Source organism: Lacrimispora sp. (assembly GCF_047605665.1).
Classification (GTDB): domain Bacteria; phylum Bacillota; class Clostridia; order Lachnospirales; family Lachnospiraceae; genus Lacrimispora.
Map to the genome: position 1 here is coordinate 64875 of NZ_JASGFH010000015.1, position 14089 is coordinate 78963.

A 14089-nucleotide genomic window follows, 5' to 3' on the forward strand; every position below is an offset into this window, starting at 1 on the left:
CAGAAGTCAGGGAGGAACCGCTTTACATTTTTATCAGAAGCCGATATACTATCAAGGATAAGATGCACTCTAAATAAAGTGAAGACGGAAGGTAGATCTATGAGCCCAAAAAAGCACTGTATTTTGGAATTCTTCCTGTTAATATTAATTTTTTCCTCTGTTTTAAGTACACCGGCATCAGCCCTGGAGGCTGGCAGCATTTCCCAGCCAGCCCCCATTTCCTTAACTTCGGAGGAACAGCAGTATATAAAGGACCACCCTGTTGTCACCATCGCTTTCATGCAGGGCTTTGCTCCGGTCATATACCTTGAAAACGGAGAAGCAAAGGGGATTATGAGAAAAATACTGGATAACGTCTCCCTCCAGACAGGCTTAACTTTCCAATACGAAGAAACCAAAGGGATCACCCGTATGGAAGGGACAGCAAGGACGCAGAAAGTCGATGTGTTCGGAGGAATGACCACCCAGTATCTCCCTGAAGAATTTGAAAACAATCCCCGCTCCAAAACCTTTTTAACCTCCCAGACAGCCGTTTTCATGCACAACGGAGTGGATGCCTCCAATTTATCCGACTACACCTTTGCTGCTGTAACAGACGGACTGCTGCCCGCAGGAGTCGATGAAAGCAAGGTGAAATTCTATCCGGGCCGGGAGGCCACCATGGAAGCGGTGGAAAAAGGAGAAGCGGACTACTGCTTCGGAAATGAATTTTCCATCGCATATTACACAATCAAGAACGGATATAAAAATATCATCACCATCCCTCAGAAAATGGAATCCAGAGAGTATTTCTTTCTCTACTTAAATACAGATGAACGCCTCATTTCCATTATCAGCAAGGCTCTGGACAATATTTCGGAATCAGAGCTCCAAAGCATCATCCTGCAAAGCGCCTCGGAAATTGACCGAAAAATCTCCCTGCCTCAGGTGATCAACACCTATGGAAAAGAAATTATACTGATTCTCTTCGCAACGATCCTTCTATTTCTCCTGCTTTTGCTGGTTATTTACCGCTCCTACAGCCTTTATAAAGGCCAGGTCCGGCAGTATCATATCCTGTCAGATCTTTCCGGCGAATACATCTATCAATACGATGTGAAAAAGGACTTATTATCCTTATCCGGAGAACTGAGCAGCCTTTTAGGCGTCCCGCATAAAATAGAAAATTTCCGGAAAAGCCAGTGGAGAAGTGACCCCCAGCTTTACTTAAATGATCTCCTCCATACGGATAAAGCCGGATACGAGATCGCCATGGTTTTAGAAGACGGGGAAACCGGGATGTTCCGGGTCGTGAACTTTGTGATGCACGACAGGGGCCGGAAGACGGAATTCATCATAGGAAAACTGACCAATATCCGGGAAGAAAAGGAAAAAATCAAGGCCCTTCACATGAAGGCGCAGACCGACGGCCTTACAGGCCTTTATAACCCGGACACAACCCGCACCTTAATCAAAGAAGCCTGCTCCCTGTTTGAAGACTCCAGCGCTCTTTTTGTCATCGATGTGGACAACTTTAAAAAGATCAATGACACCTACGGCCATCCTGCTGGAGATAAAGTCCTGGGAGAGATCGCAAGAGCCTTAAAGGTTTCCTTTCGCAATGCCGATATTGTGGGCAGAATAGGCGGAGATGAATTCTGCATATTTATGACAGGAGGCATTACCGAAGAGCTCATCAGCCATAAGTGCAGCCAGATCGCCCGCACCTATACGGCCCCCCACTTAAACAGCTCCATTTCCGTCACCGTCAGCATCGGAGTGGCATTCAATCCCCGTCTCAGGACCACCTTCGCAGAGCTGTATAAGAGCGCTGATGAAGCATTGTATCACGTGAAACGAAACGGACGGAACAATTACCATATCACTGTCATGCAGGATCACAGCTAAATAAAAACAGATGCCGGGAAGCTTCCACTTCCCGGCATCTGTTTTTTATATTTAACTTTAAAATCCCCGGTTCTGTTTTAATGTGAACTGGCCTGCCAGATTGCTCAGCAGCCTTGCCTGTGCAGACAGCTCCTCGCTGGCTGCCGCGCTCTCCTGGGCAGTGGCGGAGTTGGACTGTATGACAGAAGATATCTGATCCACGTTTATGGTGATATTGGAAATAGAAAGGCTCTGCTCCTGGGAAGCCGTCTGAATATCTCCGATTCCAAGGGCGATCTCCCGCGCATCCTTTAACACATCGCTCATGGTCTGCGCCATGGAATCCGTTAATTCCTTGCCTGTTTCCACAGAACGGACGGAAACATCGATGAGCTCTGAGGTGTTGCTGGCTGCCAGCGCACTTTTGGCCGCCAGGTTGCGGACCTCATCAGCCACCACCGCAAATCCTTTTCCCGCTTCCCCGGCTCTGGCGGCCTCAACAGCCGCATTAAGCGCCAGAATATTGGTCTGGAATGCAATGTCTTCAATGGTCTTATTGATTTTAATGATTTCCTCAGAATTGCTGCGAATGTCGTCCATGGCCTTAAGCAGAAGCCACATCTTCCTTTCGCTCTCATCGAGGCTGGCCCCCATCTTTTGTGCCTTGTCGTTAAAGCGCCTTGCATTTTCCGTGGTATAGTCTATCTTTTCCACGATTTCCCCTACTGCCTGAGAAAGCTGCTCAATAGCCGCACTCTGCTCTGCAGCGCCCTCTGCCAGAAGCTGGGAGCTTGAAGCAACGTGGTCGGAACCTGCAGACACCTGCTCCGATGTCACATTAAGCTGCATGAGGATTTCAGAAATCTGGGTGGAGAACTTCTCCATGGAAATTCCGATCTTGGTAAAGTCTCCGATATACTGCTGAAGGGGCAGGTCGAAGTTTCCCTGCTCCATCTGCTCCATGGCGCTTCCGATTCGGGAAATGTACTCGGAAAGGATTTGAATGGAGGTTCGCATGCTGTTGGCAAGCATTCCCAATTCATTGGTAGAGGAATATGCAATTTCAGTCTGAAGATCTCCCTGAGAAAGATTCTCCATACCCTTTTCCAGCACCTTGATGGGAAGCAGCACCTTGCTGCGGATGACCACAAAGATAAAGGCGATGAAAGCCAGGTTGACGACCAAAGTGATTACGGTCACCACCTTAAGCCTGATAATTCCCTGAGCCGAATACTTCTCAGCCTGGGAAACGGCGCTGTTGCTCTTGTTAAACAGCTCCTCACTGTTTTCCAGCAGCTTCTGCTCCGGGTCCTCAGTCAGTAAAGGCAGTACCTGCTCTTTCCAGTATGTACGGATTTCCTGCATCTGGGACACCAGCTTTTCGTCTCCCGGCTTTGGCAGCCCAAGCTCCTGGCTTCCCGAAATGAGTCCGTCCATGGCTTTTTCCACCTTTGCGACAGCTTCCTCCACAGGCTGTCCCATCAGATGAAGCTTCATGACGCGCTGGCTGGCACCTCTCACCACCCCGCAGTAATTCACGATCTTGCCGTTGCTCTGGTTCTGATCAAGAAGCGAAAACATCAGACCTGTGCTGATCACGCTTAACAGTGCAAGACAAACCATAGCGCTGTAAATAATTTTTTTAATACTCAAATCTACACCTCCTTTAAGGATTTTTAATAAAAAGCTCTGTATTTCCTGACTTTTATGAAAAACAAAATAATAGTAATAATAACAATTCTTGACATATATCGACATAAAATATTCTACAATTAAAGATATCAGAAGTCAATCAAAATACATCAAACCCGCTAAAAAATATCCCCTAAAAAAAGGCCTCATCCATAATGCCAGCCGGCAAAATTACAGTGTTTGAGATTGAAAACCGCTCCATTTTGTTATATAATATATAATATAGACGATTTTCCACTTTTTTTGAAACCAGAGGTAAAAAACACCTGGGATATCATAAGAAAGAGGGGTGAAATTCATGGGAAATATATTTATCATTTTTATTTTAACCATAACCGTATTCTCCTGCCTTTTGATGATATATGCCATCGTAAATCACTCCGCCGAGAAAGCGCTGTTTCTGATTTCTCTTTCCGTATCCATCTTCCTGTACACCTTTGGATTCCTTCTGGAAGCCACGGCCTCCTCTTTGGAAGCTGCCTTTTACGGGGTCCGGATTCAGAAATTAGGATCGCCTTTCATCCTCCCTGTTTCCTATTTGTTCATCCGGGATGTCTATGGGGAAAAGCGCTTTGGCTTTTTAAAGTCCTGCCTTTTAACTTCCGTTCCCTTTATCACCCTGGCTGCCTTTCAGGCATACCCCTTTCTCCGTCTTTACTACACGGACATCACGTATATTCACAACGGTTACATTGCAAGCTGCCGGGGCGGTCATGGCCCGCTTTACTACCTGGGCTCTGCCTGGAACTATGTATGCTTCTTTCTCTGCTTCCGGCTTATATTAATACATTTAAAAAATGGCAACCGGCTGAAAAGGCGGCAGAGTGCAGTGCTTTTAGCCGCCCTTTTCTTTCCCCTCGTGGCTGCCGGCTTTTACAGCTTTTCCTATCTGTCAAACTCCTACGACCCTAACCCCTTCACTCTTTCCATTTCCCTGTCGCTGCTGGTCTATTCCGTCCTGCGCCAGAACCTGTTAAGCCCCGCTTCCATGGCCCGGCTCCAGGTGATCGAATCCCTGGAGGATGCCTTTATTGTCTGTGACAATGAATTGAACTTCCTGGATGCCAACAAGGCGGCAAAACGGCTCTTTCCCCAGTTAAATCTCCTGGAGGCAGGGGAAAGCTTAAAGCAGGTAAAAGGCTTTAAAGAAGAAGGCAAGCTTCACATCCAGTCGGAAAATGAGATGCGCTCTTACAAGGCCACCCAGACCAAAATTTTGCAGACAGGAAAAGACAACACCCTGTGTATCGTATTCCGGGACATCACCGAGGAAGAGGCCCTTCTTAAAAAGCTGAGGGCCCAGGCCATGCTGGACCCCATGATGCAGATTTACAACCGGGGCGCATTCTTTGATCTGGCAAACTTTATTCTGGAGTCCGGCAAAAAGGAACTCATCCCCTGTTCCCTTCTGCTGCTGGACCTCGACCACTTTAAACGGGTCAATGATACTTACGGCCACCCTTGCGGAGATGCGGTTTTAAAAGCAATTTCGGAACATATGAAAAAGCAGTTTAAAAAAACAGGCCTTATCGGACGGTACGGAGGCGAGGAAATCGCGGTCCTGATGAAGGACATTTCCCCGGAACAGGCCGTGGCTGCCGCAGAAGAGCTTCGAAAAAGCATTGAAAACATCGTTGTTTCCTATAAAGGTGCCAAAGTCACAGTGACTGCCAGCATCGGCGTGGTCTACTGTCCCGGCGGAACGGTCTGTTCCCTGGAATATCTGCTGGGTCAGGCGGATTCCGCTCTATATCAGGCCAAACACGCAGGACGAAACCGGGTCTGTCTCTATGAATCGCCTAAAAACCTCACAGGCCTGCCCCGTCCCCTGCAATGATGAAAAATAAGGAGGATTGACAACATGAAGCTTCAACTGGCACTTGATGATATATCGCTGGAAAATGCGGTGAAACTGGTAGAGGAAGTGCATGATTATATTGATATCATAGAAATAGGAACCCCTATGATCATAGAATACGGAATGACTCCGGTCCGGACCATGAAGGAGAAATTTCCCCAAAAAGAAGTGCTGGCAGATTTAAAGATCATGGATGCCGGTTATTATGAAGCGGAGGAAGCCTTAAAGGCCGGGGCCGATTACATCACCGTCCTGGGCGTGACCGATAACCTGACCGTTCAGGGCAGTGTGGATGCAGCGAGGGAGTATAAGGGAAAGGCCGTCGTGGACATGATCTGCGTTTCTGACTTAGAAAGCCGGATCAAAAAGATGGAAGAGCTGGGAGCTGACTTTGTCTCCGTTCACATCGGAGTGGACCAACAGGCCGCCGGAAGGACTCCCTTAGACGATTTAAAGATCATGAAAAACACTGTCAGGAAGGCAAAAATATCGGTGGCTGGGGGAATCTCCGTGAAAACCCTCCCAGCCTATCAGGAATACGGGCCCGATGTGATCATCGTTGGCTCCGGAATCACACACGCCAGTGATCCTAAGGCCGCCGCCGAAGAAATTCACAAAGCCCTTATGAGGAGATAGAGTATGGAAAATACAGTAGAAAGAATACTCATGGAACTTTCTTCCCTGGCCGGCCACATCCGGGAAGAGGAATTAAACGCCGTCTGTGACTTGCTTTATGAAGCCGCCCAATCCCAAAAACGGATTTTTCTGGCCGGGGCAGGAAGGAGCGGCTGTGTCCTGCGCGCCTTTGCCAACCGCCTGATGCATCTGGGATTTACCTGCCATATCGCAGGAGATGTGACCGCGCCTCCCATCGAAAAAGACGAAATTCTGTTCATCCTATCAGGCTCAGGAAAAACAGGCACCCTGGTCAAAACAGCAAAAAAAGCAAAAAGCCTGGGTGCCCGCATTCTTACTATAACATTACAGCCCGATGAGGATATCGGGCAAATGGCGGATCAGTCCATCCTTCTTCCCGGAACCACAAGGCTTAAAGATCACAACAGCTTTGACTCCATCCAACCCATCGGCTCCAGCTTCGAACAGCTTAGCTGGCTGACCTGTGACGGGATTATCATGCTTTTAAAAGAACGGCTCCATCAGACAAATGAAGATTTGATCAAACGGCACGGCAATCTGGAATAGAACCTGGATTCCTTAAGGGCGGTATTCCTTTTTCCCCTTGCCATAATCTGCAAACCGTCCTTCATGCTTATCATGAACAGGAGCATCACTGCCCCAGGGCCAGCCGCCAAAACCGGTTTTCCGGTAGTCGGAATAAGCCTGCATAACTTCCTCCTGGGTATTCATGACAAAAGGCCCGTAAGCGGTCACCGGCTCATTGATCCTCTCTCCCTCCAGCAGTAAAAAGCGGCTTTCCCCCTTTTTGCTGCTGATCCGTATTTCTTCATCAGCCTTTAAATCAAGGTAATATCTCTCTTCCAGAGCCTCCCCCTCGACTTCAACAGAATCTCCCTCATAGTGATACAGGGTTCTGCTCATGGTGGAAGTTCCTTTTGGAATGGTCAGCTTCGCCTGCCCTTCCATCTTTATCAGCCATATGCCCACGTGATTTTCTTCACCTGCAGCCCAGGATTCCGGTGTGGGGTCAAGGGCTCTTATCCCCTTATACTCCCCGGCAATCACCTTGATCTCAAGGCTTCCGCTTTCCTGACGCTCTCTGACCACGGGAATTTCCTCCGCCCACAGCATTTTATAGTGGGGCGGCACAAATTTGCTCTTTGCAGGCAGGTTTAACCAGACCTGGAACAATTCCATGGTGTTTTCTTTGTCCTCATGAATCAGCGGGAACATCTCACTGTGCTGGATTCCCTCTCCCGCCGTCATCCACTGGACATCCCCTTCTCCGTACCGTCCGCTGGCCCCCATGCTGTCCGAGTGGTCCACAATTCCCTGAGTGACTACGGTCACAGTTTCAAATCCCCTGTGGGGATGAACCGGAAATCCAGGGATGGTATCGCCGTGATACATACGCCAGGGCGCGTTGAGATCAAAGTCATTGCCTGCTTCTCTGCCCGGAATATAAGATGCCGGGGCCATCTTCCCATTTCCCTTTGGGAAAAAGTCCTTGTGATGCATGCAGACAATGAAGGGATTTTGAGTTTTCAGTTGAAAGTCACACTTGTGCTTTTCCAGTATTTTCAAAAAAATCACTCCTTTCGCTTGCGGATTAAATTAAAACTTCCTCTCATGAATTTCATAAAGCAAAACAGAACATCAAAACTATAAATATAATTATACCAGAATGAAGGGGGCAATAAAAGAAAAATCACAAAGAGGCAAACCTGTTTTTCTTCAATCAACAGGTCTGCCCCTCTTATTTTTATGCTTCCACGCCAAAATGTTCAAAAAGGATTTGTTCCGCCTTTGCGCACCACAGTCCCCGGTTCTCCCGGCATACTTCATCCAGCTTTTTAAACAGAGGGTCTGTTTTTCCCAGCTCCCCAAAGTCCTCAATAGCTGTCAAAGGCATGTCAAACTGGGTATAGGTCAGCTTCTTTCCGCCCGGAATGTTTGGAAGGTTCAAGGTTGCCTCTGCAATGCTGTCAATGCCGCCCACATGGGTCACCATAACGGCCGGTTCGATCTTTCCCTTTGCCGCCAGCTCATTGGCTTCGATCAAATCGTTATTATTTCCGCCCGTTGTTCCCATGATATGAGCGCTGATATAATGGACGTTATAGAGATTGATTTCAGACTTAAACTGATTGTCCGTAGGACCGGCAAAGAAGTTGAGACAGCCGTCAAATGCCAGAAGCTGGTCTCCCATTTCCGCCACCTTGCGGTTGGGAATATAAACGAACACATCGTCATAGCCCTTCCCGCCGGTGATGGCCCGAAGTTCCTCCACAGGATCAGCCATTTTCCCGGTATTGATGTATAGGAGCTCCACCCCGTTTTGGGCCGCAAATTCTTCTGATATGACTTCTCTGGCCCTGGCGATCTTTGCGTCGTCAATATCCGTCACAACGATTCTCCTTGGCTTGTTCCGGTACTGGATTCCGTAGCTGACCGCTCCTAAGCCCATGGGGCCGCAGCCGCCTAAGATGATGATGTCCCCATCCTCTTTCGTTCCGATGGCATGTTCATGGTTCCTCTTATTGGTGTGATAATTTCCATGATACCCTCCGATGATACAGCTCATGGGCTCGCCTAAGGAAGCCTCAAAAAAGCTTTCCCCCTCATAAGGCATCAGACAGCCCAGCTCCATCACCTCCGGAGGAAAGATGCAGTAGGTGCAGGCTCCGCCGAAAAACTCATAGGAATAGCCGGGAGAGGCCAGACTGCCCTTATAATTTAAGGCAGGCTGCTGGGCAAACTTCATTCCAGGCTTAAACTGGTCCTTCCATTTATCCCCCACCTCTACGATCACTCCGGCGAATTCGTGGCCGATGATAATCGGATTGGTGTCGATGTTCTGAGGCGCTCTCTTATGCCTCTTCCCCTGCTCTGCCAGCTTATACGTGGACATACAGATGCTGTCGCTCATGACCTTTACAAGGATTTCATCCTCCTTAATAGGGGGCAGTTCAAACTCCTCCAGCCTTAAATCCTTTTCTCCATACATTCTCACAGCCTTTGTTTTCATTCTTTCTCTTTCCTTTCCGCGCTTTTGGAAAAAGTGTCCCAAAAGCCCATTGCCGAACGCATCACTTTTTCGGACTGTGACCTTTGGGACACCATTATGTTTAGTTTAATTCTGCATACAGTTCATTCCACTGGTTCATCATTTTTTCCTTATTCTCTGCTAAATAAGCGAAGTCAAGTTCTTTGATGGCTAAAGTTTCCTCATCAGGAAGACCGCTTAAGTTGCACAGAGTGTTGGAGCCGCGTCCTGCAGAAGCTACTGCACGGGCATCCTGGAACTCTGCAGAGGATAAAAGGTCCATCATGGCCTGAGCTGCTGGAAGGTTTGGTGCATCCTTTACGATTGCAGCGCCTCCTGCCATTGCAGTATTTCCTTCTTCCATATAAACGCACTCAATCGGAGCGCCGTCATTGATCAAAGCCACTACGCTGGACTCATAGGAAAGTCCTACTACGTATTCGCCATTGGTAACCAGGTTATAAACATCCTTTGAGGAGGTGGTAGAAAAGCTTGCAGGAATCAACTGCTTAATATATTCCCAGGATTTTTCATCATTAAATTCATCACCCATAGTTGCCAGTATGGTCTGTAACTGACGCCATCCGGAAGATGATGCATCAGGAGCGGCAAGGATGATCTTTCCTTTTAAAGCAGGATTGAGCAGGTCTTCATAGCCCTTGATTTCAATTCCCATCTCGTCTCTTAAAGCTGGATTTACAGCCAGACACATGAGCTGAACATCATAGAAGGTGTAGTATCCAGCCTCGTCATGGTATCCCTGTTCCTTGTCACAAGCTGCTGTATAAGGCTGAAGGATATCGTGATACGTATTGCCGTCTGCAGCAAACATGCCTCCGATTACCACATCTGCATCGCTGGATTCATCACTTCTGATTCTGGTCGCCAGAGTTCCTACGGAATCAGCCTGGATTTCCATTTCACAGTCAGGATAATACTTCTTCCACATATCGCTTAACACCTGCTGCTGGGTCTCTTCCATGGTGGTATAAACCGTGATTTTTCCGGTCACCTCACTGGATGGTCTCACATAATAAGGCACTCCTGAATCAGTTGATTCTGCAGCCGTTGTCTCTGCCGCTGCAGGAGCTTCTGTTTTTGACTCCGCCGCCTTTGTTTCCGCTTCCTTTGGGGTGCTGCTGCATGCTGTCATAGACAATGCCATAACTGCTGCAAGACCTGCTGCCAATAACCTTCTTTTCATCATAATTTCTTCCCTTCTCTCTATAAAATTGGGCTTTATAACCCTTTTACAAGCGCGCATCCTCCACCTTGGTGAATTTCAAATAGATCACCAGACAAATTACTGTCAGCGCCATTGTAATCGTTGCAAAAACTGCTGCTACCCCGTAAATACCGCTGGTGATTGCGGAATACGTGCTGATTGTCAGGGTAATGGTCCTGTTGTTATATAAAATCACTCCGGAAGACATCTCCGTAATAATTGATACAAAGCTTAAAACAGCTCCTGATATGATTCCGCTGGACATTAAAGGCACCGTGATTTTTACAAATGCGGACACCTTGGGCGCTCCCAGACTCAAAGCCGCTTCCTCAATGCTGACCGGAATCTTCATCATAGCCGCCGTAGCGGAACGGCTGGTAAATGGCATTCGCCGTATGGCGAGGGCGATGACCATGATGACCAGTGAGCCCGTAAGGGTAAAGGGCTTTCTGGAAAATGCCACAACCAGGGCAATACCGATAACCGCTCCCGGCATGATATAGGGCAGCATGGAAATCGTGTCAATGGCATTGTTTAAGAAGTTGCTGCGCCTTACCACCAGATAAGCGATTAAAACCGCAATGACGATGATGACCGCCAGAGTCGCAATGCTGACAATCATGGTATTGCCAATGGAACGGACCAGCATCTTTTCCATCGCCTTCTGGTAGTTGACCAGAGAATACCCCGGCTTTAAAATACTGTTTTTATAATTCCTGAAAGACATATTCACAATATACATCTGGGGCAGCAGGGAAATGCCCACAAGAAGATAGCAGTACACATGCATGGCTATATTGGCAAAACCGGAAGCCTTCTTAGGCTCTACCGGATGAAGGGCACTGATCGTGAACTTAAACCGGTTGGAAGCCACCTTCTGAATCAGGAATATGACCGCAGTCACCATCACTGCAATGACGCTGATGGCTGCTGCAAAGTGATAATTGGTTCCGTTTTCACCGAGATACTGATTGTAAATCAGAACAGGAAATGTGCTGTATCCCCGCCCGATCAATACCGGAGTTCCAAAATCCGCAAAGGACCTCATAAAAACCAGCAGAGCCGCGGCCAAAATGGTGGGCATGGTCAAAGCCATAATCACCCGTTTAAAACGGTCAACGCCTTTACAGCCCATGCTCTCCGCCGCTTCCAGCAGAGAATTGTCAATATCCCGGAATGCTCCGTTCATATAGATTACCACCAGCGGAAACAGCTTTAAAGTCTGCACGAACACAATTCCGCCAAAACCATAGATGGAAACTCCGGAAATTCCCATGGATTTTAAAAATCCTGTGATCAGCCCCGAATTTCCCATGAGCAAAATCCAGGCATAAGCGCCGATAAAGGGAGCCGACATGGTGCAGAGAAGGCAGAGCACAAAGAGCACTTTCCGTCCCCCCAGCCTGTAAAAAGAGTAAAAGTAGGCAAAGGGCACTCCCAGAAGCAGGCTGGTGAACATCACGCAGACCCCGATTTTAACGCTCTGAAAAATAGAGCTGTAATAATACGACTTGCTGAAAAACTGATGAAAAGCATCAAGGGTAAATTCGCCGTCTGCATAAACCGCTTCCCGCAGAAGCTTCCCAATGGGATAAATCAGGAACACCAGAAATATCACCAGCAAAACCCCGGAGACAGCGCTCCAGAAATCACCTCGCTTTTTCCCGGTCATTCCTTCACCTCCTGTCTCTCAAAGCCTTCCGGCAGGATGGTGCTGTTTTTTACCCCTTTCATCAGGCTGCCTGTGGACTTTGAATCAAATACATTGATCTTATTGGTATTGATGGTCAGGATAATGTCGCTTCCCGGCGGAATGATGGAATCGATCTCAGATTCCTGGATGATTTCCACCTCTTCTCCTGTCTCCAGCTCTGCAAAATAATGGGTATTGAGTCCCAAAAATACGCTGTCCCGGATAACTGCCTTAATTCCCTGTTCTCCTGTACTATTTTCTGACCGGGTAACGATCAGCTCCTCCGGCCTTGCAGATACGACCACCTCTCTGTCTCTGATTTCTTCGTCTCTTATGGAATCAACAGAAATCTCATATCCGCCCTGGAATGCGACAACTGCCTTTTCCCCGTCTTTTCTCAGTCTGGCATTTAAAAGATTGGACTTGCCGATAAAGGTTGCCACAAATAAATCTGCGGGCCTCTGATAAATATTTTCCGGCTTCCCGATATGGCGGATCACGCCGTCTTTCATGACTGCGATCCGGTCTGAAATCGCCATCGCCTCTTCCTGGTCATGGGTTACATAAACCGTGGTGATTCCCACCTCTTTTTGAATCCTCTTGATCACGCTGCGCATCTCCACCCGCAGCTTGGCATCCAGATTGGAAAGCGGTTCATCCATCAAAAGCACATCGGGGCTGATTACCAGAGCGCGGGCAAGTGCCACCCTCTGCTGCTGGCCGCCGGAAAGCCGTTCCGGCATCCGGTCCGCGTACTGGTCCACGTGAACCAGCTTCAAAAACTTATCCGCCTCTTCCTTCATCTGTTCCTTTGACATGTTCTTGTACTTCAGGCCGAACTCCACATTTTTGCGAACCGTCATGTTGGGAAAAATCGCATAATTCTGAAATACCATACCGATTCCCCTCTTGCCGGGCTCCATGTCGTTGATCACTTTATCATTGAACCGAAAGCTGCCTCCTTCAATGGAATTAAATCCGGCAATCATTCTCAGCAATGTGGTCTTTCCGCAGCCTGACGGGCCAAGAAGGGTAAATAACTCCCCGTTTTCAATGGTGACCGACAAATCCGGGATCACCGTCACTGTACCGTACCTTTTCACCGCGTTGCTAATTGAAATCGTTACGCTCACTTCTCCCACCGCCTTTTTGGATGTATTGTATATTTTTATCTCTTATTAACCAATATTCTATACATTTTCATCAATCATTTCTACCCAAAATACAGTCTTAATGGAAAAAATACCAAACGCTTTTCTCTCCCAAGAAAAAAAGCAGCTTTTATTTCCGCTGCTCTTTCACTTTCCAGGAATACTCCTTGGGGCTGCACCCAATGTATTTCTTGAACACCATATTAAAATATTTGTAATCCCCGATGCCGCACATCCAGGAAACCTCCTGAATGGCCACACTTCCCTGGTTCAAAAGCTCCACCGCCTTTTGAATGCGGAAACGGTTTAAATATTCGATAAACGTGGTCCCCATCTGGGTTTTGAATTTCCGGTTCAAAAACGTTTCGCTGTAATTCATGGCCCCCACCACATCCTGCCAGCCGATCTTTTCCTGATAATGCTCTTCGATGAATTTCAGCAGTTCTTTTACGATCTCATCATTTTCCCCGTTCTCCTCGGTTCTGGAAACCAGCCTCACCTTTTTAAGCTCCTCTGCCTCCTCCTGCTGGGCCAGCCAGGTCTGATAAATCCAACGCTTTTCCTTGGCATTTTCAATTGCCTTTACCAGCTCCTCCCGTTTTAAGGGCTTTAAGAGGTAATCCGTCACCCCGTAGTGGATGGCGCTTTTGGCGTACTCAAAATTAGAATACCCTGACAGAATAATGGCGGAATAGCTGTATTCCTCACACGTCTGCCGGATCATTTCGATTCCGTCCATGACAGGCATATTGATGTCCACGATCAGGATATCCGGTCTCATCTTTTCAATCAGCTCCACTCCCTCGATGCCGTTGCGGGCCTCTCCGACTATGGTGCAGTCCAGTTCTGCCCAGTTTACCGAATACATCAGCCCCTTTCTGATGATATCCTCATCCTCTGCGATTAAAACACGGTACAT

11 protein-coding genes are annotated in these 14089 nt (G+C 47.8%); 4 read left to right on the forward strand and 7 right to left on the reverse strand.

Translation table 11 applies throughout. The annotated features are described in order from the left end of the window. Window positions 1-99: 99 nt before the first annotated feature. Entirely contained in the window at window positions 100-1887 is a 1788-nt protein-coding gene (locus QM657_RS13230; RefSeq protein ID WP_415067167.1) for a diguanylate cyclase, read from the forward strand. 57 nt (window positions 1888-1944) lie between these two features. Here the strand turns inward: QM657_RS13230 and QM657_RS13235 are convergent, their stop codons facing one another. Beyond that, a complete protein-coding gene (locus QM657_RS13235) occupies window positions 1945-3519 on the reverse strand; it encodes a methyl-accepting chemotaxis protein (protein ID WP_415067168.1) in 1575 nt (524 codons plus the stop codon). Between the two features lie 337 nt (window positions 3520-3856). On the opposite strand from QM657_RS13235, the gene QM657_RS13240 reads away from it, so the two are divergent. Genes QM657_RS13240 through hxlB form a run of 3 tightly spaced genes read left to right on the forward strand, consistent with a single transcriptional unit; the run spans window position 3857 to window position 6619 of the window. Further along, window positions 3857-5395, forward strand: a complete 1539-nt coding sequence (locus tag QM657_RS13240; RefSeq protein ID WP_415067169.1) for a diguanylate cyclase — start codon at window positions 3857-3859, stop codon at window positions 5393-5395. 24 nt (window positions 5396-5419) lie between these two features. After that, the gene (gene hxlA / locus QM657_RS13245) at window positions 5420-6052 is read left to right on the forward strand and encodes a 3-hexulose-6-phosphate synthase (RefSeq protein WP_415067170.1); all 633 of its coding nucleotides are present in this window, start codon (window positions 5420-5422) and stop codon (window positions 6050-6052) included. A gap of 3 nt (window positions 6053-6055) precedes the next feature. Next, a complete protein-coding gene (gene hxlB, locus QM657_RS13250; protein ID WP_415067171.1) occupies window positions 6056-6619 on the forward strand; it encodes a 6-phospho-3-hexuloisomerase in 564 nt (187 codons plus the stop codon). Window positions 6620-6631: 12 nt separating this feature from the next. On the opposite strand, the gene QM657_RS13255 is transcribed toward hxlB, so the two are convergent. The 6 genes from QM657_RS13255 to QM657_RS13280 all read right to left on the reverse strand — a co-directional run bounded on the left by QM657_RS13255 (window position 6632) and on the right by QM657_RS13280 (window position 14089). Next, window positions 6632-7639 (reverse strand): pirin family protein, encoded by a 1008-nt coding sequence (locus QM657_RS13255; RefSeq protein ID WP_415067172.1) that lies wholly within the window; start codon window positions 7637-7639, stop codon window positions 6632-6634. A gap of 178 nt (window positions 7640-7817) precedes the next feature. Beyond that, on the reverse strand, window positions 7818-9083 hold the full coding sequence (locus QM657_RS13260; RefSeq protein ID WP_415067173.1) for a zinc-binding dehydrogenase: 1266 nt from the start codon (window positions 9081-9083) through the stop codon (window positions 7818-7820). A 100-nt stretch (window positions 9084-9183) separates the two neighbouring features. Further along, window positions 9184-10308: an extracellular solute-binding protein gene (locus tag QM657_RS13265; protein WP_415067174.1), complete on the reverse strand. Its 1125-nt coding sequence runs from the start codon at window positions 10306-10308 to the stop codon at window positions 9184-9186. A gap of 43 nt (window positions 10309-10351) precedes the next feature. After that, window positions 10352-11998 carry an ABC transporter permease gene (locus QM657_RS13270; RefSeq protein WP_415067175.1) on the reverse strand — a complete coding sequence of 549 codons (1647 nt, stop codon included), beginning with the start codon at window positions 11996-11998 and terminating at the stop codon, window positions 10352-10354. Next, window positions 11995-13152, reverse strand: a complete 1158-nt coding sequence (locus QM657_RS13275; RefSeq protein ID WP_415067176.1) for an ABC transporter ATP-binding protein — start codon at window positions 13150-13152, stop codon at window positions 11995-11997. Before QM657_RS13275 ends, QM657_RS13270 begins: the two co-directional genes overlap by 4 nt. Before the next feature lie 148 nt (window positions 13153-13300). Continuing rightward, entirely contained in the window at window positions 13301-14089 is a 789-nt protein-coding gene (locus QM657_RS13280; RefSeq protein ID WP_415067177.1) for a response regulator transcription factor, read from the reverse strand.

Bases quoted from the DNA above. Each gene is read 5' to 3' on its own strand.
- hxlA (WP_415067170.1), top strand. From the start codon at position 5,420: ATGAAGCTTCAACTGGCACTTGATGATATATCGCTGGAAAATGCGGTG.
- QM657_RS13270 (WP_415067175.1), bottom strand. From the start codon at position 11,998: ATGACCGGGAAAAAGCGAGGTGATTTCTGGAGCGCTGTCTCCGGGGTT.
- QM657_RS13280 (WP_415067177.1), bottom strand. From the start codon at position 14,089: ATGTACCGTGTTTTAATCGCAGAGGATGAGGATATCATCAGAAAGGGG.
- hxlB (WP_415067171.1), top strand. From the start codon at position 6,056: ATGGAAAATACAGTAGAAAGAATACTCATGGAACTTTCTTCCCTGGCC.
- QM657_RS13265 (WP_415067174.1), bottom strand. From the start codon at position 10,308: ATGATGAAAAGAAGGTTATTGGCAGCAGGTCTTGCAGCAGTTATGGCA.
- QM657_RS13260 (WP_415067173.1), bottom strand. From the start codon at position 9,083: ATGAAAACAAAGGCTGTGAGAATGTATGGAGAAAAGGATTTAAGGCTG.
- QM657_RS13230 (WP_415067167.1), top strand. From the start codon at position 100: ATGAGCCCAAAAAAGCACTGTATTTTGGAATTCTTCCTGTTAATATTA.
- QM657_RS13240 (WP_415067169.1), top strand. From the start codon at position 3,857: ATGGGAAATATATTTATCATTTTTATTTTAACCATAACCGTATTCTCC.